The following is a 23,189-nucleotide window of genomic DNA, read 5'->3' as shown; positions in this document are numbered from 1 at the left end:
CGAACACCGCAGATCAAACTGTGGGAGCGAGCTTGCTCGCGATGGCTGAGTGTCAGTCAACAAAGATGTTGAATGTTAAACCGCAATCGCGAGCAAGCTCGCTCCCACAGGGATTTGTGTTGATCAGGCGCGCAGCGTGCGGGTCATGCGCAACGCCAGCAAACTGCCGCAGACAATCACACCCGCCAGCAGGTACAGCGCCGCATCGGTCGAGCCGGTGCTGTCCTTGACCCAACCCACCAGGTACGGGCTGAGGAAGCCGGCCATCTGCCCCATGGAGTTGATCAGCGCCAGGCCGCCGGCCGCGGCACCCGCACTGAGCAGGGCGGTCGGCATCGGCCAGAACATCGGCAGGCCGGTGAGGGCGCCCATGGTGGCGATGGTCAGGCCGAGAATCGCGATGGCCGGGTTGGCGGCGAAGTTCACCGCGATCAGCAGCCCCAACGCCCCCATCAGCATCGGCACCACCAAATGCCAGCGACGTTCCTGGCGCAGGTCCGCCGAACGGCCCACCATCAGCATGAACACCGCAGCCAGCAGGTACGGAATCGCGCTGAGCCAGCCGATCACCAGGTTATCGCTGAAGCCCAGGTTCTTGATGATCGACGGCAGCCAGAAGTTGATCGCATACACGCCACTCTGGATGCAGAAATAGATCAGGCCGAAGGCCCAGATCGCCGGGTTCTTGAACACCGCCAGCAGCGAATCGGTCGTGGTCTTCGGCTTGTTCGCCAGATCTTCGGCGTGGTCGGCTTCCAGCACCGAACGCTCGAACGGGGTCAGCCACTTGGCGTTGGCATAGCTGTCGCTGAGCAGGAAGTAAGCCAGCGCACCGAGGATCACGGTGGGAATGCCTTGCAGCAGGAACATCCACTGCCAGCCCGCCAAACCACCTTGGCCGGCGGCGAAGTGGTTGAGAATCCAGCCGGAGAACGGGCTGCCGAGCAGGCCGGATACCGGGATCGCCGACATGAACAGCGCCATGATGCGGCCACGGCGGAAGGTCGGGAACCACTGCGAGAGGTACAACACCACGCCCGGGAAGAACCCGGCTTCGGCCGCGCCGGTGAACAGGCGCAGGGTATAGAACTCGGTCGGCGTGGTGACGAACAGCAGGCAGGTCGACAGGGTGCCCCAGGCAATCATCATCAGCGCTATCCAGCGCCGCGGGCCGAATTTGGTCAGGGCCAGGTTGCTTGGTACGCCGCACAGCACGTAACCGATAAAGAAGATGCCGGCGCCGAGGCCGTATACGGTTTCGCTGAACTTCAGCGCGTCGAGCATCTGCAGTTTGGCAAACCCAACGTTTACCCGGTCGAGGTAGTTGAACAGGTAGCAGATGAAAATGAAGGGGATCAAACGCAGGGTAATGCGCTTGTAGACGGCGTTTTTGTCGTCAGCGATGGCGTCGGACGCTACGGCGCTCTGTGTCATGGCGGCTCTCTCTTTATTATGATTTTTTGCGATGCAAAGGGTAACGTTGATCGCCCCCAGAGTCTCGACCACCCTCAGGGTGGCTGTCTTTGTGCCTGAGCACAGGGTTTGCAACCAAGGCCTGTGCGGGTGAACAACCCGTTTCATCACTGTCTTCAAGGATCACTTGCATGTTCGAACTCGATCACGACCTGGCCCAGGACATCGTCGACCGGGCGATGGCTATCCTGCCGTACAACGTCAACGTCATGGACAGCCAGGGCTTGATCCTGGGCAGCGGCGAGCCGGAGCGGGTCAACACCCGGCATGAAGGCGCGCAACTGGTCCTGGCCAATGGCCGGGTGGTGGAGATCGATGCGCAGACGGCGATTCATCTCAAGGGCGTGCAGCCGGGCATCAACCTGCCGCTGATGCTGGACCAGCGCCTGATCGGCGTACTGGGCATCACCGGCGAACCCGAGCAACTGCGCACCTACGCCGAGCTGGTGCGCATGACCGCCGAAATGCTGGTAGGCCAGCGCAACCAGCAGGCCGAACAGCAATGGCGGCGCCAGCGCTGTGATGATCTGCTGGCGTTGTTGCTCAGCGAAGCCGGGGATGCTCCGCGCCTGGTCGATGAAGCGCAGCAGTTGGGCCTCAAGCCTCAAATGACCCGGGTGCCGTACCTGTTCGAACTGGGCCTTGAGCACGCGCCAGGGCAAACCGTCGAGGCCCTCAGCGCCTGGTTGACGAGCCGTCACCCCGACAGTTGGTGCGTGAGCTCGGCCAAGACCTCGTTACTCTGGTGCCGGCCGGCCAATCAGTCGGTCGAGAATGAGCGCTTGCTGGACAAACTCGACGGTCTGGGCTGGAACATCCTGCGCATTGCCGTGGGAGGGCAGGCCGATGGTCTTTCGGGCTTGCGGCGCTGCTATCGCCGGGTCGGTGACTTGCTGGCCTACGGGCGCGAGGTGTTGCCACGCTCTCGATTGCTGACGCTCAACCGCTATCGGCTGCCGGTGATGCTCTGGCGCCACCGCAACGACGACGCCCTCGACGAATTGCTCAATCCGTTGCGCAAGGTCATTGCCAAGGACAACAACGGCCAGTTGCTGGCAACCCTGCGCAGCTGGTGCGAACACGACGGCCAGAGCCAGGCCTGCGCCGATGCACTGGGCATCCATCGCAACAGCCTGCGCTATCGCATGGAGCGGATTGCCGAGCTGAGCGGGGTTGATCCGTTGCGACTGGACGGCATGCTGGCATTGTATCTGGGGGTGCAACTGCTGCCCCAGACAGACGCGAACCCCTGAACCACACACATTCCCTGTGGGAGCGAGCTTGCTCGCGATAGCGGTGTGTCAGTCCGCATTGATGTCGCTGACACGCCGCCTTCGCGAGCAAGCCCGCTCCCACAGGTATCGCGTCTGCCACGTGGTTTGTGGAAATGAACAATAATCCTCAACACCGCTTGTGCAGTGGCCCGGCGTTATTGTTCATGGCGGCTGGCAGCATGTGGGCATTGGAACTGGAGAATTCCCATGAAAATCGTGATCGCCCCCGACTCGTTCAAGGACAGCCTCAGCGCCCAAGGCGTGGCCGATGCCATTGCATTGGGATTGGCGCAGGTCTGGCCTGATGCCCAACTGATCAAATGCCCGATGGCCGACGGCGGGGAAGGGACTGTCGAGTCGATCCTGGCCGCGTGCGAAGGCCAGCAGCGCCGCACCCTGGTTCGCGGGCCGCTGGGGGCCACAGTGGAAGCTGCCTGGGGCTGGTTGCCCCAGAGCCACACCGCGATCATCGAAATGGCCGAGGCCAGCGGTTTGCAATTGGTGCCGGTGGCGCAACGGGATGCGTGCATCAGCAGCACCTTCGGGACCGGGCAATTGATCCGCGCCGCGCTGGATGCCGGTGCACAACGGGTGATCCTGGCGATTGGCGGCAGTGCAACCAATGACGGCGGTGCCGGTGCCTTGCAGGCGTTGGGTGTGAAATTGCTCGACGCCCAGGGGCAGGCCCTTTCACCGGGTGGCCTTGCCCTTGCGCAGGTGGCCCGCGTCGACCTGAGCGACATCGATCCGCGTCTGGCCCAAGTGCGCTTCGACATCGCCGCCGACGTCAACAACCCGCTGTGCGGCCCCCACGGTGCCTCGGCGATTTTCGGCCCGCAAAAAGGCGCCTCGCCCGTGCAGGTCGAGCTACTGGACCGCGCCCTGGGGCACTTTGCCGACCATTGCGCGCAAGCCTTGAACAACGACGTGCGCGACGAGCCGGGCAGTGGCGCGGCGGGTGGCCTGGGGTTTGCCGCCAAGGCGTTCCTCGGTGCGCAATTCAAGGCCGGGGTCGAGGTGGTTGCCGAACTCGTGGGCCTGGCCGACGCCGTTGCAGGGGCCGATCTGGTGATCACCGGTGAAGGGCGTTTCGATGCGCAAACCCTGCGCGGCAAGACGCCCTTTGGTGTGGCGCGGGTCGCCCGGGAACACGGCGTGCCGGTCATCGTCATCGCCGGCACGTTGGGCGACGGTTATCAGGCGCTTTATGAGCATGGCGTCGACGCTGCGTTTGCCCTGGCGAGCGGGCCGATGACCCTGGAACAGGCCTGTGCCGAGGCGCCGCGTTTGTTGCGCGAGCGGGCGACCGATGTGGCGCGGGTCTGGCGGGTGGCCAGCCGCTGATCTTTTGAACACCTCCAATCCCACAGGTTTTGAGTTTTGGCGGACTACTCAGGCGGGTCAATCTGATCCAGCACCCGGTTCGCCGTGATCTCCGCCAGCATCACGCTGTTCTTAAACGCCTTTAAACGGGCACCCACGGCTGGCGTGTTTCGCGATTTGAGATAGGGTTGAGGCAAGGAATACGCGCCACAGGAGAACGCCATGCGCTACTCAGCCTTGACCCAACGAATCGCCGGTGACGGAGCGGCGGCCTGGCAGATTCACGATCGAGCGCTGGCGCTGCGCGAGCAGGGTGTCGATGTCTTACTGTTGTCGATCGGCGACCCGGATTTCGACACCCCACAACCCATCGTGGATGCGGCCATCGACAGCTTGCTGGCCGGCGACACCCACTACCCGGCGGTACGCGGCAGCCAGGGCTTGCGCGACAGCATCGCCCGGCATCATCGCCAGCGCAGTGGCCAGGCAGTGGATGCGCAGCATGTGATCGTATTCCCCGGGGCGCAGTGCGCGGTGTATTCGGTCGTGCAATGCCTGCTCGACCCGGGGGACGAAGTGCTCGTCGCCGAACCGATGTACGTGACCTACGAAGGCGTGTTCGGCGCCTGCGGGGCGAAAGTGGTGCCGGTGCCGGTGCGTTCGCAGAACGGCTTTCGGGTCGATCCGGCGGATGTCGCGGCACTGATCACGCCGAACACCCGCGCGATGTTGCTCAACAGCCCGAACAACCCCTCCGGCGCCAGCCTGCCAATGAAGAGCTGGAAAGAGCTGGCCGAATTATGCGTTCGTCATGACCTGTGGTTGATCAGCGACGAGGTGTACAGCGAACTGCTGTTCGAGGGCGAACACATCAGCCCCGCGAGTTTGCCGGGCATGGCCGAACGCACGGCAACCATCAACAGCCTGTCGAAATCCCACGCCATGAGTGGCTGGCGAGTGGGTTGGGTGATCGGGCCGCAATCCCTGTGTGAACATTTGGTGAATCTGTCGTTGTGCATGCTGTTCGGCATTCCGGATTTCATCCAGAACGCCGCGCAATTGGCGCTGGATGAAAACCTGCCGCACGTGGCGCAGATGCGTGAGGAATATCGCCAGCGTCGCGACCTGGTGTGCGCCAGTCTGGATCTGTGCCCTGGCATCCGGGCGATTCGCCCCGATGGCGGTATGTTCGTGATGGTCGACGTGCGCCAGACCGGGTTGTCGGCCCAGCATTTCGCCGAGCGGCTGCTGGACGGTTATGGCGTGTCGGTGCTGGCCGGCGAAGCCTTCGGGCCGAGTGCGGCGGGGCACATTCGCATCGGCCTGGTGGTGGACCGGCCGAAGCTGGCGGACGCCTGTCGACGTATTTCCCTGTGTGTGACGGACTTGCTCGAGGGGCGGCGAGCCTGAAGTTTTTGGCACGGTCTTGAGGCCTTCTTCACCGATTTTAACCCTGCGCCACCCATCCTTCCTGCGCAGGGAATCGCCCCCCACCTGTCAACTTTGACAGTATCGCTTTTTTTTTCATGAGCGTTTAATCCGCCCAAGGTCAGTTTGGCTTGCTGCGCTGAAGCATTGTTATGGCTTGCCCGCAACGCCCACGCTGTTGACCGACGGATCAGCCGTAGCACTGCCTATGGCTCAAATGGCGTGACAGGAGGGTAAGAGCATGTCGATCGATCAGAAAATCCGGGCGCAACAGGAAGCGAACAGCGCCTATCTGAAAATGCGCTCCGAGTATCGGGCAAAGCTTGCCGACATGGAGTTGATTATTGACGCGGACGCTTATGCGGACCCCGCAACCAAGCTCCTCCACGGGCCAAGACTGAAGGACAATAATGGGCTCAAGGTCAAGGTCCCGGAGTGGGTAAACAAGGCGCCAATCGCTGGTATGGAAGAAACAGTCGAACTGCAGATCGACCCTGGTTCAGGCACCTATTTAACAGCGGCAACTAAGGTGTTCACGATGCCAATCGATGGTGGCACCTACCCCGAGATCTTTCCGTTTGAAATGCTCATCCCGACCAATACGCTGCCGGATGACGCAACATGCCGCCTGCGCTACAAACTGACTGATTTTGCGGGGGACGAATTTGACTCCTTGGACACCACGGTCATTTGCGATCGGCTGCCGCCTTATAAACACGATGCACCCAAGGCGCCGGAATTTGCCGGGGACTACCTGGACGATACGTCGCTACCGGCCGGTGGCAAGTTGCCCATGACCATCCCTGGCTACGCGGATTGGCAAGCCACTGATCAAATTGCCGTGTACCTGGTTGATGAAGACAACATCCCGGACGACCCTACCACTACTCCCCCGATATATACAGGGCAGGCGCCCGCACCGGGCATCACCGACAGTACAGTCGAAATTGACGCAGACAAGATCCGCGCGTTTGGCGATGCCAAAGCGCTGGTTACCTATGCCTTGCGCGATAAAGCGCTCAACGACAGCCCGCCGGCGCTTTACAAAAAAGTCGGCCTCACGTTCGGCCCGTTGCCCACCAACCTGACCGCACCGCGTGTGCCGCAAGCCAACCCCGGTCCCTTGAACATGCGTCATGTTGCTGACGGTGTGAGTGCATGGATCTTGAAGTATGACAACGCCAAAGGCGGGGACCGCATTCGCTTGCAGTGGGGAGCCCAGGTCCTGGCCGATCACGCGCTGGGTAGTAATCCGCCCGCCGATATTGAAATACAAGTGCTGCCCAAGAAACTGATGCTTGAGGACTATGGACGGAACACGACAGGGGTGAAATCAACGCCGGTGAGCTACCACGTTGTTCGCCAGGGACGCTTGTTCGGTCCTGTGAGTGACAATTTTAACGTCAACTTCGAGGTGGCTCCGCCATGGCCCGATCCCTGGCCGCCGGTAGACTGGCCCAACCCGATCCACCCGGGCCTGCTCAAAGGTAACGTCAAGAACTTCGATGGAACCCGGACCGATGAACTGACCCGGGACGACAAGGACAAGGACGCCACCTTCCACTTCGATTGGTACAGCGAGGCGGTGAATGGCCACATCATCGACTTTTACTGGAACGGCGAGCGTGTGGTCGAGGCTCAGGTCACCTTTGACGATTCCGACCCGGAGCATGTACCGGGCGGCCCTTTCGATGTCGACATTCCCTGGTCGTACATCAAGAAAGGCGGCAACGGTGATCTGGTGCCCGTCCACTACCAGGTGAGCGCTGCGGGCCTGGTGAACGATCTGTACTCGCCAACAACGAATGTCTTGGTCAAGGCGATTAGATTGGAACTGCCCCCTGCGAGTTTTCCCACGATTCCCGATCCCGACGGCCTCCCGCGTTGTGACGCTCTGGAGAGCGATGGATCGCTCAAGGCCGATATACCGGACCTGACCGGTGTGCTTAAGGCGGGGGAAAAGATCAGTGTCGTCGTCACACCCATGAGAGGTAACCTGGGCACCCCCGAGGATCCGATTACCGACGCGGAGTTCAAGGCTGACTTTACGCTCAATACCACCACGTTCCCGGTGACGGGGTTCACGTTTCTGGTGCAGCCGTACGATAAACATATCCAGCCGCTTTACGACGAGAACCCCAATCGTCTAGGTCGCCTGAAGATTCAGTATTTCTTCAATGATGGCATCGAAGACATTGGGTCGGAGCCGTGGATCGTTCGTACAGCGTTCAGCGAACCAAATGGTCCATGCACGATCCCGCGCCCCTAGCTTGATTATGCCGGGTCGGCACGGACTGCTTCGGTTCGTATCGACCCGGACGCCAGGGGCAGGTTTATTCACGTTCAAACCAAACGGCCCGTTGAGCAGTGCCAGGCGTTTCAGGATTAATCCTACATACCGGAAGCAGGCATTTACTTAGGATCGCCGTCCCTAAACTGCCCGACCCGATTCAACGGCATCCTGTCGGCGCGAATTTACAGTCCGTTGGTGTATTCAGGAGCAACCCTATGCGACTCATTCATTCATTTCCCGTCACACCGCTTGCGTACTGGTTAAAACTGGCCATGTTGACGCCACTATTCCTGATTGCTCCAAGCGCGCTGGCGGACTTGATTGATGGCCGCAGCAGAACCATCGACGGCTCTGTTGCGCCTGATGAGTATCGACTGATCAACGCGGCCAGCCTGACGGCGAATGGCGCCACCACCCGGGAAATTAACGCACAAACCGGTTCGAAGGTGACGCTCAACGGCACGGCGGTCAATGCAACGGGTGCCGCCAATGGCGTCCGGTTGTCCGGGAGCGAGGCGACCATTGCCAATAAAAGCAGAGTGGTCAGCACCAGTACCGGGTTGAGTCTGATACGTACTGTAACGTCAGCCTCGAGTGCGACGGTCAGCGACAGTGAAATCATCGGTGGCAACCGTGGCGCCACTGTCAGCCCCGACAGCCAACTGACACTGCAATCCGGTGCACGCATCATCGGTACCAATGCGGGCAGCATCGGTATCGAAGCGTTTGGCAGCAGAATATCTGCCTCCGACAGCACCATCATGGGTGGGCTCAACGGGGTCAGGCTGTTCAGCAATGATTTGGTTACCGACGATGCGCTGGTTTTGAACAACAGCCATGTCGAAGGTGTCAGTGGCTCGGCGATCGTCATACAAGGCGTGGGCCAGACCAACACCGAGCAGGTCAATATTGAGGTCAACAATGGTTCCACGCTCAAAGGTGGCAACGGCATTTTGCTGGAGGTGCTCAATGGCGCGGCGGCCAACTTCGCGGTCAACAACAGCCACCTCGTCGGCGATATCGTCGTGGCCGACGGCAGCAGCGCCGAAGTGCTGCTGGACCGCGGCGCCACCCTGACCGGGCGCCTGGAAAACGTCGAGAACCTGACCGTCAACAACGATGCGCGTTGGGTGATGGTCGGTGACGGCAGTGTCGAAAACCTTTCGCTCAACGGCGGTGGCGTCCAGTTCGGCAACCCGGGGCAGTATTTCAATCTCTCCGTGGAAACCCTGTCGGGTACGGGGGGAACGTTCCATATGCACAACGACTTCACCACCGGGCAGGTGGATACCCTGACCGTGTCTGGCAATGCCACCGGCAACCATCTTGTCGCCCTCGACAGCCAGGGCACTGAACCGGTAGGGGCAGGCTCCAAGGCCGTGGTGCATATCGGCTCGGGTGACGCCACTTTCGCCCTGGCCGGTGGCGCCGTGGACCTCGGGGCGTTTTCCTACGACCTGATCAAGCAAGGCGGCAACGACTGGGTCCTGGACACGGCCACACGGGCGATCAGCCCCGGTACACAGTCGGTCATGGCGTTGTTCAACGCGGCCCCGACGGTCTGGTACGGCGAACTCAGCACGTTGCGCACCCGCATGGGCGAAGTGCGCATGGATCAGGGCAAGGCCGGTGGCTGGGTCCGTGCCTACGGCAATAAATACAACGTGAGCGACAGTGCCGGCGTGGCCTACAAGCAAACCCAGCAGGGCATTTCGTTCGGTGCCGATGCGCCGCTGCCCATGGGCGACGGGCAATGGCTGGTCGGTGTGTTGGGTGGTTACAGCCAGTCCGACCTGGACATGAGCCGTGGCACCACTGGTGAAGTCGACAGCTACTACCTGGGCGCCTACACCACCTGGCTGGATGCGCAGAGCGGTTATTACTTCGACGGTGTCGTCAAATACAACCGGTTCCAGAACGAATCCGACGTTCAACTCAGCGACGGCAAGAAAACCAAGGGCAATTACGACACTGACGGCATCGGTGCGTCGCTGGAGTTTGGGCGAAACATCAAGCTGGCGGATGACTACTTTGTCGAGCCCTACGCTCAACTGTCCGGTGTGATGATCGATGGCGCCGATTACGACCTCGACAACGGCCTCGCGGCCAAAGGTGATCGCGTGCATTCCTTGCTGGGTAAAGTCGGTACCACGGTGGGTCGCAACTTTACCTGGGCGCAAGGCAAAACGGTTCAGCCGTACCTGCGTGCCGCCTATGTGCACGAGTTTGCCAAGAACAGCGATGTCGAGGTCAATGACAACCGTTTCAGTACCGACCTTTCGGGTTCTCGTGGCGAGTTGGGAGCGGGCGTGGCCATGGCCGTGACTGACAAGGTGTCGATGCACGTCGATCTCGATTACAGCAACGGCGACAAGATAGAACAGCCTTGGGGCTTCAACATGGGCGCGCGCTATAGCTGGTAAACATTTGGCTTGATCTCGACCCGTCTGTAGGCCAATGCACTACCGGTTCAATGTTCTTTTCATGAGGCAAAGAAGGGAAACCTCTCGGGTTTTTTCTTCTTTGTTTTTTTCGAGGAGTTTTGTTCATGGTCAAGTCCAGAAGTGCCCGTGTTTCCCCCATTCCGGAAATGCCCAAGCCCGAGATCGACGGGCTACTGCCGGATGTACCGGGTGGTGAAACCAATCTGTTGCCGGAAGCATTGACCCATACCGATCTGAAAGTCTGGTTTACCGTACCGTTAAACTCCCATCCCGAGGTGGCAGAGGAAACCGTCGAGCTGTTCGTTGACGGCAGCCAGGATGCCTTGGTGACTCGTCGGTGGAATCAGCCGATCGAAGACTCGGATCGTTACCTCGAAGTGCCCCAGGCCTGGCTACGCAATAACGATGGGGAACACCTGTTTCATTACAGGGTGACGATTTTCAACGGCTCGACAGCGGATTCTTTCGAACTGCCGATGACACTTGATACACAGCCTCCCTTGCTTGTAACCGGCAGCACGTTGAATTTTCCCTCTGAAATCCTGCCCCCCAACACACTCACCGCCCGATACCTTGAGCAAAATAATGATGAGGTAAAGGCGGCCCTGCCTTTTTATACAACGCCACATCCTTGGGACTGCATCACCTGGTATTGGGGGGAAACCCGGGGCAACCTGAGTAAGGGGGGCGTCATTGAACTTGATGACAAAAACTACATGCAACCGGTGGTTCTCACGATTGAGGGGCAGTTGATCCGGGATCGAGGGGATGGCCCTCGTTATGTGTGGTATGAGGTGCACGACCGTGCAGGTAACGTGAGTCGACCGCCTTCCGATCCGGTTGAACTGGACGTTGCCGCGACTCCGATACCCCGTAATTTGCCTTGGCCTACCGTTGAGAAAGCATCGGGTGCGGGAGAGCAACAGACGCTGGATCCGTTGCTGGCCACGACAGGAGTTGTTGTGGAAATCCTGGAAGACGCAGTGATTTATCCGGGCGAACGAGTGTGGGTGCAGTGGGGGGAGCCCGGAACCCTGGGCGCTCGCCGGATTGAGCAGGCCATCTCTCCGGGACAGCGCCGCTATCAGGTCGACATGCAGGCAGTGGCCGCTCACATCGGCAAGACCTTATCAGTGCAATACGGCGTCATTGACGAACAGGGCGGGGAGCATTTCTCCAGCCGCCTCCAGCTTCAAGTTCAAACCATTCCGAGCAATCGCTTCGAGGCCGTTCGATGTGACGGGCTGACCGGTGGCAATCTTCGCTATAGCGCGGTTGCACCCGCGGGAGCCAGGTTGACGCTGGCTAAATGGGTTTTAATCACGAAGGATCAATGGATCTTGATCACCATGACGGGGGTCGGTACATCGGGGGATCTGGTGCACGAAACGGTCAGAAAACGTCAGCTCACGGATGACGAAGTCCGGGACGGGATTGGTTTCAGTACCGATATCAGGGTCCCCAAGACATTCCTGAATACGTTGCGGCGCAACACGCCTTTAACGGGCAAGGTCTATTTGAGCTTTGATGGCGGACAAACATGGCCGCCTTTGGCCGCGCCCAACTTCCCCCTGCTGCAATTGACCTTCGTTGACTAGCCGTCAGTAATCCCGGCCCCGTATCAACGGGGCCGGGTTCGCGCTATTTGTAGGTCAGCGTGAAGTTCAAGGCACCTTTGGCGTCGCCCGGCTTGACGTTCGCGCTTGACTCTATCTGGTAAAAGCGTGCGGCAAAGTCGAGCACGGTGTCACCGGTGGTGATCTGCTGTATCGGGACTTCCGTATTGAGCTCCACGGGTGTCGACCTGTCCCCTCTGAGCAGTTGAATACCGATGCCTTTGGCACTGGAGGCCGGCGTCAGGCTGAACACACCGGGAATTGCCGGGATGACAGGTGATGACCCGCCACTACCCTCGAAGCGGAGATTGGCGGTGGCGATGTTGGTGTCGGTGTCGTCGGCGACGCAGGCACTCAAGGTGATGTTGAACGCAACGGCGCTGGTGACATGACCAGGGCCGGTAAAGTCGGCAAGGTTCCAGTCACCCAGTTGTACCGGGTCGGCACTGACTTTGTTGCTGCCGCAATGAGCCTGGATGACCGTGCCGCTCAGCCCGACCCGAAAGCTCTTGCCCGGGATGCTCGAAAAGGCGCCGCTAAACAGTTCCTGTCCGTTCAGTGTTTGTGGGCCGGGGGCAATGGTCCCCGTCTTGATCAGCGTGATGTAGCTTTCAAGGTTGGAGAAGTTCAGCAGCGCTGATCCCATTGCACGCTGATGGTGGGCGCTGAAGGGAACCGTGGAATCTCCCGTGTCAGGGGTGAATGCGTTCGTTGCCAGGCCATCGAACGGGAAGCCCAGTACGAACCTGGCTCCGACGCCTGGAATGTTGGTGGGCAACAGCGTATGCACCGCTCCGAATGTACCGCTTCCGGAAGGCAGACCCTGAACAGGCGGCACGCTGGTTTGTGCGTTGAAGGTCAGGCGAACACTGCCATCGTTATCACAGATAATGTTGCGCCCTTCATTGTTGGCGGTGCGTTTGAACTGTCGGCTGCCGATAATGCTACCGACTGTGGCATCCCGGGGGACGTAAACGCTCCCAAGGTCCTGAACGAACGTCATTGTCCCGCTCCCGCTGGGGCCCCATTCGCAGGTATTGCTGGCCGCCGCGGCAAGATGCACTTGGCACCCGGCCGCGAGCCCCAGCAGCCCGGTCAAGCAGTGTAAGGAACGTTTCATATTGTTTCTCTCGAGTGGGGCAGGCAGGCAGTCAGGGGCTTTGCCCTTGGCGTATATTTCGATTTGGCAGTGGTCAGCGACATGTCAACTCCTGCATTCGGTAGCCTTGCGCCTGATCCATTTGTTGGGGGTCGATGTGCAACTGGCATTGAGGATCTACGTGCTCGCCCCAACTCACATTCACCACCTGGGGCTCGGCGCTGGTCGAGAGCAAGACCTGGCCGGCCTGACCCACCATGCCGATGACCGTGCCTTTTTCATCGGCCAGCTGTGCGCCGAACGGCAACGTTTGACCACTGGCGGTTCGCCCTGTGATGAGCAGGCGGGTGACGGTCCGCGCGGGGAAGGAGGCCTTGACCACGGCGCCGCGCCTTGGCACGACCTGGGCGGTTCCGTTATCGATTTCTACTTCGGGGCCCAACTGATCGGTTTGCAGCACCAGTTGATTGGTCCGATAGGGGCGCAGGTATGGCGCGAGGGCATAGCCGCGTTCATTGGTCTTGACGCCGACGGCATTCAATACGCCGACACCGGCAATGCCGGGTACCTCCACCAGCGCGGTAGTCTCGCCCAGGTAAGGTCCGGCCTCGACACCATCGGCATGCAGCAGTAACGCGCCGCTGGCATTGAGGGAAACGTTACGGTAGTCCTGGCCTTGGGTCAGGCCGGCGCCAAGGCTGCCGAAGGGGGCCTGATAACCGAGCGACAGCGCAGCCGATTGCCCACTGTCCTCATGGCTGACCGATGCCTGGTAATTGAGGCGGTTTTGATCGGTGCTGCCGCTGAGGGTAGCGCGCTGGGTAAAATACTCGCCATTTTTCTGGGCGTCGAACGTTGCATTGGCTGAGTGGCCGAAATCCAGCGGCATCGTGACGCTCAAGCCGACCTGCCGGTCGTTGCCTCTGGACGAGTTGAGCGATTGTGACGCGAACAGGTTCAAACCGACGCCTTGGAACTGGGTGCTGGCGTTGAGTTGGTATTGCCGCTGTGTATGGCTGCTTTGCCAATAGTCCTGCTGTGACAGCGTCAGGCTCAAGGCACTGCTGGTGCCGATGTTCTGGTAGATCGAGGCTTCCAGCCGGCTGCGGCGGCTGCCGTACCAATGGGAGTCATGGCTTCGCTGGCGGACGGCTTCATCGAAGTCTCGATAGCCTTCGGTAGAGTAGCGGTAGCCGGCAAAACGCAGATTGGTGTTGGAGGCGAATGACTTGCCGTATTTCAGCGCATAACTCATGCCTTGGACCTGTGACGAATCGAGCGTACCGATATCGGCACTGGAGTGCGTGAGGTCCAGGGACAGGGCGCCGAACCTGCCTAGATTCCGGGCTGCCCCAACAGTCCCGGCCCGGTAGAAATCGCTGGCCATCAGGCCGCCATACAACGTCGAGTGCCACCCCGTTCCCATGGCCAGGGTGCCTTGCCAGAGCAATGGCTGCTCGAGATTCTGCGCGCCGTTGTAACGACCCAGGGCGGCGCTATAACGCCATACGCCCTCGCGCAGCAGATTACCGACGCTGGCAAAGGATTGAGTAAAGCGCCTGACCTGACCATCGGCCTCCGTCAGTACGATCTCCAGTTCGCCACTTCCGCCGTTGGTGCTCAGGTCATCGATTTCATACGGGCCGGGGCTGACATAGGTGGTGTAGATGGGATATCCGTTCTGGAAAATTTCAAGTTTGGCACGTGTTTGCGCGACGCCGCGGATCACCGGTGCGTACCCTTGCAGGACATCTGGCAGCATGCCCATGTCCGAACCGATCAACGCGCCCTTGATGGGCAGGCTTCTGAATACGTCGCCGCTGGTGAAGGTTTCGCCCAGTGTCAGGTTGGCGTGGGTGCCGGGCAGGTCGCGTTGCGCATAGGCATAGGCACGGGCCCATTCACGCTTGCCGTCGTCGTTCTGGCGCAACGATTGGTTACTGCGCAAGCGCCAGGGTCCCAGATTGATGCCGCTGTTGAGATACAGATCATCGGTGTTTTGCCGGCCGCGATAACGGTTGGTGCCTTGCTGCGCCGTCGCCTGATAGTTGACAAATGCGGCATTGATGCCGTGGTCCCAACGTTCGGGGTCGATCTGACCGTGCACATCACGGCGCATGGCGATATGCGGGATGGAAATTGCCAGTAACAGCTGACTGCCATCAAAGTCGATTTCGGCGCCGGGGATCATTGCCTGTAGATCGACGCAACGGGTTGTCAGTCGCTCGGGTTCGGCGATGCTGTCGAGCCGTACACCCATCTGACCCAGCAGTTCGGCGCTCAGGCAGGGCGTCAGTTGATTGCCCTGGGGGCTGAGGATGAACTCGATTTCTCGTTGGTCGAAGTACGTCAGGTTGACTTGAATATCGACCAGATAGCGCCCCGGTCCCAGGTCGTGTGTTTGAGCCAGGGCCTGTAGCGCTTGCTGGCCCGCGCTGCTTGCATGATCCGGGCTCTGGCGCATGAAGCCTGATTGAAATTCAACAAGGGGGGCTGCCTGTGCGAGCCTCGGCTCAGCGAGCGTGGCGCCGCTGTAGCCCACCACAAGCACGTGAACAAGGTGCAGCCGCGGCGTGCGTCGGCACTCAAAGGATAGGGGGATGGTCATGGTCGGGGGCGCACTGTCTCAAGGGGTAATCTGAACGGGCAGGTTCAGCGGTGCGGAATTACCGCCGTAATCGTTGATGGCCGAGAACTCGACCTGCAGGCCCTTCGAAGGCACTGAGCCCGACAACACAAAGGTCTGCCGCGACAGTGGCGCCACCATTTCGGCTTTCTCGACTAGGTGGCTGTGGTCATTACCCTTGATGGCAATGCCGGCAAACGTCACGTGGAAAGGTGTCGGGTTGAACACCTCCAGTTGCGTTTTACCGTCGGCCCGGCGGATGGACCATTGCAGGTCCTTGAGCCGGGCCATGGGGTTGTCCTTGAGCTGGCTTGGGCGATAAAACAGCTTGATTCGGGTGCGCAGGGCGATGTTCAGGACATTGCCCGCCTCTGGATTGGCCTGCGGAATTTCCTGAACATTGAAGTAAAACAAGGATTCCCGATCTGTCGGCAGATCGTTCGGCAGGCCATTGATCTGGACTTGTTGCTCCTTGCCGGGGTTGAGCCGGAACAAGGGCGGGGAAGGCATGAACGGCACCGCCGTGGTTGCATCATCGGCGGCGGTGTTGACCCAGGTTTGCACGGCGTAAATCTGTTTGCTGGGGTTGGCGACTATCAATGATGTATTGCGTTTGTTGCTCTCGAACACCACACGCGTGCCGCTGAGTGTCAAGGCGGCCTGGGCGGCGGGAATGCTGGTCGCCAGCATGATTGCAGACATGCAGACGCCAAGGGCGGGCCGGGAAGCGGCCGCCTGCTTGATCAAACCGAACATGGTTCATTACCTTTTTTCAGGTGTAAGCGACTGCTGGACAGCGCTTGGTGCCCTCCCTGGCGATGTGGGTGGCAAAGGAGGGCTGGGGGAGGGTGGGGATTAGTTGATGTCGACGACGAACTGTATGTCTGCCGAGGCTACGCCAGCCAAAACAGCTAAAGCCGTGGAGCGGTAGTACGCGTCAAACCGCAGGTCGGTCGAGCCGGTGTCATTGAGGTCGTATTCGGCCGAGGCGCTACCCGGAGCGATTGGGGTGCCGGTTCTGTCCTTGAGCACGATAACGACGTTCTTGGCGCCGTCCTGGGTGGGGGTTATGGCAAAGTAACTGTTGGTAGGGTCGGGGGTGCCGTTGAACTTCACGCTAGCCTTGCTGGCCGCGGTGATGAGGCAGCCTGCATTGTCCGGCACGCGCAGCGCAAAGCTCTTGCCCCCGCGTTCCTGACCGGACTGGGTAAAACGGCTGGCTTCAATGCTGCCCATTTTTACCTGGTTGCCAATGGAGCCGTCCGCCGGGTTGACGATTTCAATCGGGCAGGAACCGGAAGTGATCTGGCCCTCGAAGTTGATGGTGCCGGTGTTGGCGAATGCCGAAGTGCCGGCCACGCCTGCAGCCAGGCCGAGGGAAAGTGCGAGTAGCGACTTTTTCAAAATATGAGTCCTTTTATTTACACAGTGCCGGCGTTCCAAAGGTCGAGACGCCGCCGTTATTGCACTGTTTAGCGTGGGGTAAGTTGGGGGAGTGCAGTGTGTCTCGATGGGGGGGATTCTAGGAGGCGGGAAGGGGGGAGGGATATGAGAGAACTCTCAGTTGAATTTGTGTTGAAATTGATTTGAGGGAGGTGTTTAAAGTTGTTTGTGGAGGGGGGAGTTAAGAGGGTGAAACTAAGGGAGCGTGCAACCTGTAAGTGGTTGCACGCTCGTGTGAGAGACTTGAGGTTAGTGGTGGGGGCTAAAAATAAGTAAATTATTTTCGAGTTGGACCATCTGTCGTAAAAATCTTATTCGGGAGATTTACAACCCATTTGCCATCTACCTTGTGGGATTTATTGAAAATATCCGGAACCGAGTTGTGTCGTGATATGGGGTGGGTGGGTGGGTTGTTGGAGTTTGTTGGTCTATTATCCTCAAAACTGTATACGCTGCTACCTATTGAATTACGGCGGACAATATTATTGGTGATATTTGGATCTGGAACTGGAGCGAGTTCGGGAATAGAAGGGTTGTATATGGAGCTTTGAGTGCTTCCCCCATGTTGGCTATTAAGTACGTTGTTATCTAATGAAGTTCTTCTTTCGTTTGTGGGAGGATTACGCGGGTCGTTTGAGTCAGAAGTGTTACTTCCCCGTCGAGTTGGTGAGGGGCTAGGTTCATCGGGGTTGTCCGGCTTGCCCCTGCTAAAAAACGCGGCCCCGCTAATTAACCCCCCAAGGATTGTAAGACCTGAGCCAATGTAAAAAGCTGTTTCATCGTCAGCAATAGTTCCGTACGTGGCGACACCGGCCCCTATCGATGTAATGATTGCACCGATCACCAATGCAGCGAAAACCCATCCGGCGGCGGGAACAAAGATGGCGGCGGCGATTGCAGCTGCGGCAATGGCAACAAAACCAAGAACACTGACTATTTTTCCAAGTAACGATGTCCCTTTAGGTTGTTCGATGGGATCGATGTATCCGGGGTTATCCGGGCGCTTGTAAGCTGCACGATGGCCGCTCGGATCACGGAAGGTAGTGGGGTTCCCCAGGCAATAGGCATAAGGGTTGAGCCCTCCCGAGCCAAACGGGCTGAACGAATCAGGACTGTGAAAGCGCATCAGGTTCGGGTTGTAGGCACGATAGCCGCGACCCAGCAAGTACCAGTCAATGACCTCCTCGCATACCTCGCTATTGAACGCCAGCAGACTGCGCATTTCGCCTTCGCTGCTGCTGCGTACACCGTAGGCGTTGTAGACCGCCGTGTTGACACCCGATTGCAAGCATTCGCCAATGACATTCGGACTGCCGTCCGTCATCAGCAGCATCGTCTGGGCGTGATCATCCACTTGCTGCTGACCCAGTGGGCGATTGCCTTCGAACAGGTAGTGTATGTACGTCGTATCCTGGCGTGTGTGGCTGAGGCTGTAGCCCTGGTAAAAACGCAGCGTTTCGCTTTCGTTGCCTCGACGCACACCCACCAGATGGTTGTGCCCGTCATAGCGGTAGGTCATCAGGGTCTGCTGCCCTGTCGAGTCCTTGACGGCAATCAGGCGGCCCTGGTTGTCGTAGACCATGCGCCTGTTGGCTTCGTCATTGAGCATATGGCCGTTGGCGTCGTACTCGAATGTCTGGCTGGGGGAATAGCCGCCGGCAGTGTAGGTGTGAGTGATTTTCTTCAGCTGACAAGGATCATTGGGGCGGTCGGGTAAGTCTTCATCGATATAGAAGAATCGCGCGACATCGCTGAGCCCGTTTTCGAATTGCGTGACCACGCGTTGAACATTGTCCAGCGCATCAAACGTGAACACCTGGCTGACGATCGAGTTGCCATAAGCATCCTGCGGCAGGTGTTTTTGGGCGCCCGAGCACTTGTGATGCACCAGTCGGTTGCGCTGGTCATACACGAACTCTTCGGTGAGCAGGCTGCGCCCGTCCGCACTGAGGTGGCGACTTTTGAGCTGGTTGTCGCCCTGCCAGGTCTGGGTGATGGTGCAGGGCGCTTGATGGCTGACATTCAGGATACGTTCAACTTCGCGGCCCTGAGTGTCGTATTGCACATCAGCGACCAGCGTGACTCCGGTGACATCGTTTCGGCTGGTGGTGCGTTGAACCTGCCCCAGCGCATTGTACTCGAAGTCGGCTTTCAACTTGCCCTGGGTGACCGAACTCACTCGTCCGCATTCGTCATAGGTGTGCACGGTATCCAGGCCATCGGTGACGCTGCGACTGAGCTGCCGCCCCAGGAGGGAGTTGACGTAGTGGGTCTCCATCGTATTGTCGTCTGTATCGGTCCAGCTTTCATGTTCCAGTTGGCCACCAGGGGTATAGCGGTAAGCACGAAGACCCTGGTTATTGGTGGCTTTGACGATGCCCCCGGTCCTGGGGTCATAGACGTATGTCGCCGGCTGATCTTCGCCTGCTTTGATGGTTGTCGGCTGCCGGGTCAGTTCGGGCTTGTATGTATAGTCGAACGTTTGCAGCGGAGTGATGCGCTGGCTTGGCTGCATTTGCGAACCGGTATAACGATATTGCTCGATTCGCGGTTTTTCCGGGTCGCCGACGCTCACTTCAGTCAGGCGCAGGAGACTGTCAAACTTTTGCTGGCCGACCGTCACTTCGGGGGCAGAATTGGGTTTGACGTTCAAGCGGGTGACCTGCTGATCAATACTTTGCTCTGCGAACTCTCGCTGGATTACGGTACCGTCGGCGAGTGTAGTTGCCTTTACACGATTCCACGCATCGTAGGCAAAGTGTGTCGAGCGCTCGATGTCATCGTACAGCTCGTCTTGTTGTACGCAATTGCTCTTGCCGTCGTAGTGAAAGCGAACGACTCCAACGGTGGGCAATCCGGCATCCTTCAGCAGTCGCTTGAGGTGCTCTTCCACCGAGCGCGCGGGCTCCTGGCGGCATAGATCGATCAATGGCTGCGCGTCCAGTTGTTCAAGACGGTCAAACTTGGCGAAATCGTTGTACTCGCCCCCTGTCAGGTTACTGATAGTGATTGTTGACTGAGGGCCCGCTGTTTCCAGCCAGCTGTATTCGATCGGCCCCTTCCTGCCAAAAGGCGACCACATGAGCTTGCTCACGCTACTGTCTGGATTAATGGTACGGCAGACAACGCCCCAGGCGTCGTACTCGAACTGTTGGCGCAACGGGATGGATTGTTCTTCGAGCCAGTCGTAGCGGGTTTCTCCGACACGGTTGTCCAGCGCATCGTAGTTGGCCGCAAAAACCTGCCGAGGTGTTTCTGTTTTCTCAGCGTAATCCTGGTAAATCACTCGCCCCTGACCGTCGAAACGGGTGCAGCTCGTCACGCCACTGATTTCCGTGACGCTTTGTGACGCCTGTTGGCCGTCTGCGGATGTCAGGCTGTAGGTGTAGATGCGCTCGCCTTTAACATCTGGAAAAGACGGTGAGACGATTTCCCTGGTCACCCGACCCAGCGCGTCAAACTGACGTTGCAGCTCTACGCCGTCGAGGTCAGTGGAGAGCACCGTTTCTCCAGTGATTAGCGAGTTTTGCTGCGACATCGCTTTCTCGATACCGTCAAAACCGACGAACAATTCAGTGGTTTTCAGCACGGTTTCTCCAGCCAGTGCGCTGGTCAGCCTTTCGTATTGATAGGAGGTCGTGCTGGTCTTGCCATTGAGGGTGGTTTGCTGAGTGACCGGGCGCCCGTGCAGGAACGCATCGCCGGGCAGTTCGTGGTAGCTGCGCCGGGTCTCTTGCAAGAGCGTTTCGTTGCTACCGTCGACCTGCACCAGGGTCTCGCTCTCGATCGCCAGCCAGTCTTGCAGGCCGCTGCCGGTCAACGGCTGGTGCGCGGCGTAGCGCAAGCGCGTGCGCAGTGTCGGGGCACCCGCCGCGCCGTCGGGCGAAGGCGTCACCACGGTGTCTTTGAGGTTGCGCACAAAGCGGTCTGGCGGGCAACCGTCCTCGCCTTCCTTGGGGTAGTAGGTGTAGGTGGTCTTGATGCCGTTGGGCTCGACCTGTTCGGTCTGGTTGCCATACACGTCGTAGGCGCTCAGGGCGGCCTCGTCGCGGTACTGGGTGGCGTCGTTGGCGATCTCCCAACTGGTGGTGACTTTCCTTGGCAACTGGAATTGCGCGACCTGCTGCTCGAACGGGATGTCCTGGGCGTAGTACTCGGTCTTGATCCGTTTGACGCACTGTTGCTGGGTGGTTTTTTCTTCGGTCAGCAAGTGGAAGCGGTTGAAGGTGCGCTCGACCTGGCGAACCACCGTGGTGCCATCCATCAGGCTGGCGATGCTGCCGTACTCATAGCTGGATGCCACCTTGTACAAGGGGTCCATGCCGTCTTCCCAACTGACGCTGGCCCCGGCCCCGAGGAAATTACGGGCCGTGTAGCTGTAGTCGACCTGGATCATCGGCTGGCCGAAGCCGGGGTAGCTGCGATGACGGGTGACCCGCGGCAGGTTGGGACGGCTGACACCGCCGGGATAAGGGTGCCCGGTGTCGGCATAGTCGATGGTTTCACGGCCGCCGACCGGCGTCTTGACTTCGTGCAGGCACAGAATGCCGCGGATCGGCCCGTTGCCATAAGCAAAGCGCCAGGACGCCTTGTCGGCGGTGGGCAAGACGATGCTGGTGACCCAGCCGCTGGCGTTGAGGTTCATCTCATAACGCGCCAGCGGACCGCCGCCGGGGCCGTCGTTGGGGCGGGCGAGCACCTCGACCAGGGTATCGTTGGGGCGGTTGATGCGCAGCAATTCGCCTTGGGCATCGCTGATGCTTTGCAGGCGCTGGCCGCCGCGGAAAGATGCATACACCAGTGTGATGCGATGGCCGGCCGCCGAGTAGATCTCGACGGGCAAGGCCACCCGGTCATCGCTGCTGCCGCCAACCTGCAGCACCTCGACCAGCCCGGACTTGTGCAGCACGCGGTAGCGGCCATTGCCCAGATTTTCGAAATGGAAACTGTCGAGTTTCTTTTCCTTGATGTCCGGGGTGGCACCGCTACCGGTGACCTTGTAAGTCTCCCCGGTGCTCAGGGCCAGGATGCTGTTGTGCGGGGTGAACTGCGTGAGATTGAGGTTCCAGCCCAGGCCATAGCCGGAGTCCAAGGTGTTGATCGGGTTGAAGCCAAGGCTCACGGGAAACGCCGGACCGCCCAGCCAGTTGCTCTTGACCTCGGGGAAGTCGATGGCGACGGTGTATTGCCCGGTGCGCGGGTCGACAGCGCCTTGCAAGCTGCTCATGAAGCCAAAGGCCTGGGAGTGCACGGCTTTGGAAGTGGTCATTTAATGATCCTCAAATATTTACTTGGTTAGAGTCTTCAAGGTGTTGTCGTTGAGGAAGGTGGTGCTGCTGAAGTGGTGATTCTGACGCAGGAAATTTTGTCCCTGTCGCCATCTGCGGATGTAGCTAAATCGACCATTTGCAAGCCGGGCTCAATAATCTGATTCTCTTTGAAGGTCCCGAGATACTCGATTTCTATAATTGAAGTGTTAGTTTGTTTTTTGATTGTTTTTAAACTAAACCATGGAGCTTCGCTGTCTAGGTTCCAGCAGTTCCTGTTATTGGTGATAAGAATTGTGGAGGCTGAAGGTACTTCCGCCAATTGGATTGTACGAGCTTTGTCGTTCCAGTCTTTACATGGTGCGGGGTCGTTAACAAAAGAATAAGATTTTGATTGGCCCGGCTCAGGCACAGGCAAACTGCAAATCGCATTATCCTTGTCTCTAAGTATGACCGTGCCTGTTGCTGATACGGCGGCACCAGAATATATAAGGCCGCTCGCCAGCAATAACCCGAAAGTAACTGCTTTCATATTTCTCATGAGGGAAATCTCGTCGTGGGTGATATTCCAGCCTGACGTTATCATCGAACGATCGACCTGGAACCTAGCAGTTCTGTTAGTTGTTTGTGTTTTCGAAGGTGGCGTACATTCGAGAGTTGGCTTGCCCGTCAGCCCATGAAGTTCTGGTTTCTGAGCAGGGTTAAACGCCGAACAGCAGCGATATCAGCAGGTTGCCTGCGCAAATTGAATGCTAAGTTAAAAGCAGTGCCGGCACGTAAAATATGCAAGTGTATCGCTAAAGATGGTAATAACAACCTAGCAGTTCTGTTAGTGGTCGGTTCGGTGGTTTTGGCGTTAATGTGAAGTTCAGGTTTTTATTGAATTCATATAACCAAGGAGCT

At 58.9% G+C, this 23,189-nt stretch carries 13 protein-coding genes and 1 pseudogene; 6 read left to right on the top strand and 8 right to left on the bottom strand.

Annotated features, from left to right (window positions below):
- Positions 1–123: 123 nt before the first annotated feature.
- Positions 124–1,434 (bottom strand): MFS transporter, encoded by a 1,311-nt coding sequence (locus tag AC3IP0_RS14845; protein WP_489315919.1) that lies wholly within the window; start codon positions 1,432–1,434, stop codon positions 124–126.
- 170 nt (positions 1,435–1,604) lie between these two features.
- On the opposite strand from AC3IP0_RS14845, the gene AC3IP0_RS14840 reads away from it, so the two are divergent.
- Together AC3IP0_RS14840 and AC3IP0_RS14835 are read left to right on the top strand one after the other, a co-directional pair.
- The gene (locus tag AC3IP0_RS14840) at positions 1,605–2,726 is read left to right on the top strand and encodes a sugar diacid recognition domain-containing protein (RefSeq protein ID WP_489315918.1); all 1,122 of its coding nucleotides are present in this window, start codon (positions 1,605–1,607) and stop codon (positions 2,724–2,726) included.
- Between the two features lie 228 nt (positions 2,727–2,954).
- Complete coding sequence (locus tag AC3IP0_RS14835) at positions 2,955–4,091, top strand: glycerate kinase (RefSeq protein WP_489325113.1); 1,137 nt, start codon at positions 2,955–2,957, stop codon at positions 4,089–4,091.
- Between the two features lie 44 nt (positions 4,092–4,135).
- Here AC3IP0_RS14835 and AC3IP0_RS14830 read toward each other — a convergent pair.
- Positions 4,136–4,216, bottom strand: a pseudogene (locus tag AC3IP0_RS14830) (DUF6124 family protein); the annotation flags it as partial.
- A 76-nt stretch (positions 4,217–4,292) separates the two neighbouring features.
- Here AC3IP0_RS14830 and AC3IP0_RS14825 point away from each other — a divergent pair.
- The 4 genes from AC3IP0_RS14825 to AC3IP0_RS14810 all read left to right on the top strand — a co-directional run bounded on the left by AC3IP0_RS14825 (position 4,293) and on the right by AC3IP0_RS14810 (position 11,833).
- Positions 4,293–5,480: a pyridoxal phosphate-dependent aminotransferase gene (locus AC3IP0_RS14825; protein ID WP_489315916.1), complete on the top strand. Its 1,188-nt coding sequence runs from the start codon at positions 4,293–4,295 to the stop codon at positions 5,478–5,480.
- A gap of 259 nt (positions 5,481–5,739) precedes the next feature.
- Positions 5,740–7,767 (top strand): hypothetical protein, encoded by a 2,028-nt coding sequence (locus tag AC3IP0_RS14820; RefSeq protein ID WP_489325111.1) that lies wholly within the window; start codon positions 5,740–5,742, stop codon positions 7,765–7,767.
- A 239-nt stretch (positions 7,768–8,006) separates the two neighbouring features.
- Entirely contained in the window at positions 8,007–10,214 is a 2,208-nt protein-coding gene (locus AC3IP0_RS14815; protein WP_489325109.1) for an autotransporter outer membrane beta-barrel domain-containing protein, read from the top strand.
- A 125-nt stretch (positions 10,215–10,339) separates the two neighbouring features.
- The gene (locus AC3IP0_RS14810) at positions 10,340–11,833 is read left to right on the top strand and encodes a hypothetical protein (protein WP_489325107.1); all 1,494 of its coding nucleotides are present in this window, start codon (positions 10,340–10,342) and stop codon (positions 11,831–11,833) included.
- Between the two features lie 43 nt (positions 11,834–11,876).
- Here AC3IP0_RS14810 and AC3IP0_RS14805 read toward each other — a convergent pair whose 3' ends face one another.
- The 6 genes from AC3IP0_RS14805 to AC3IP0_RS14780 form a co-directional block, all read right to left on the bottom strand.
- The gene (locus AC3IP0_RS14805; protein WP_489325106.1) at positions 11,877–12,854 is read right to left on the bottom strand and encodes a fimbrial protein; all 978 of its coding nucleotides are present in this window, start codon (positions 12,852–12,854) and stop codon (positions 11,877–11,879) included.
- 190 nt (positions 12,855–13,044) lie between these two features.
- Complete coding sequence (locus AC3IP0_RS14800) at positions 13,045–15,558, bottom strand: fimbria/pilus outer membrane usher protein (protein WP_489325104.1); 2,514 nt, start codon at positions 15,556–15,558, stop codon at positions 13,045–13,047.
- Positions 15,559–15,576: 18 nt separating this feature from the next.
- Complete coding sequence (locus AC3IP0_RS14795; protein WP_489325102.1) at positions 15,577–16,332, bottom strand: fimbrial biogenesis chaperone; 756 nt, start codon at positions 16,330–16,332, stop codon at positions 15,577–15,579.
- A gap of 99 nt (positions 16,333–16,431) precedes the next feature.
- Positions 16,432–16,980, bottom strand: a complete 549-nt coding sequence (locus AC3IP0_RS14790; protein WP_489325100.1) for a fimbrial protein — start codon at positions 16,978–16,980, stop codon at positions 16,432–16,434.
- A 316-nt stretch (positions 16,981–17,296) separates the two neighbouring features.
- A complete protein-coding gene (locus AC3IP0_RS14785; protein ID WP_489325098.1) occupies positions 17,297–22,288 on the bottom strand; it encodes an RHS repeat-associated core domain-containing protein in 4,992 nt (1,663 codons plus the stop codon).
- A 35-nt stretch (positions 22,289–22,323) separates the two neighbouring features.
- On the bottom strand, positions 22,324–22,818 hold the full coding sequence (locus AC3IP0_RS14780) for a hypothetical protein (RefSeq protein ID WP_489325096.1): 495 nt from the start codon (positions 22,816–22,818) through the stop codon (positions 22,324–22,326).
- Between the last annotated feature and the right edge of the window lie 371 nt (positions 22,819–23,189).

Source organism: Pseudomonas sp. GL_103 (assembly GCF_057835175.1).
Note: the sequence above shows the minus strand (reverse complement) of the source record. Positions and strands in the feature narration are given on the sequence as shown.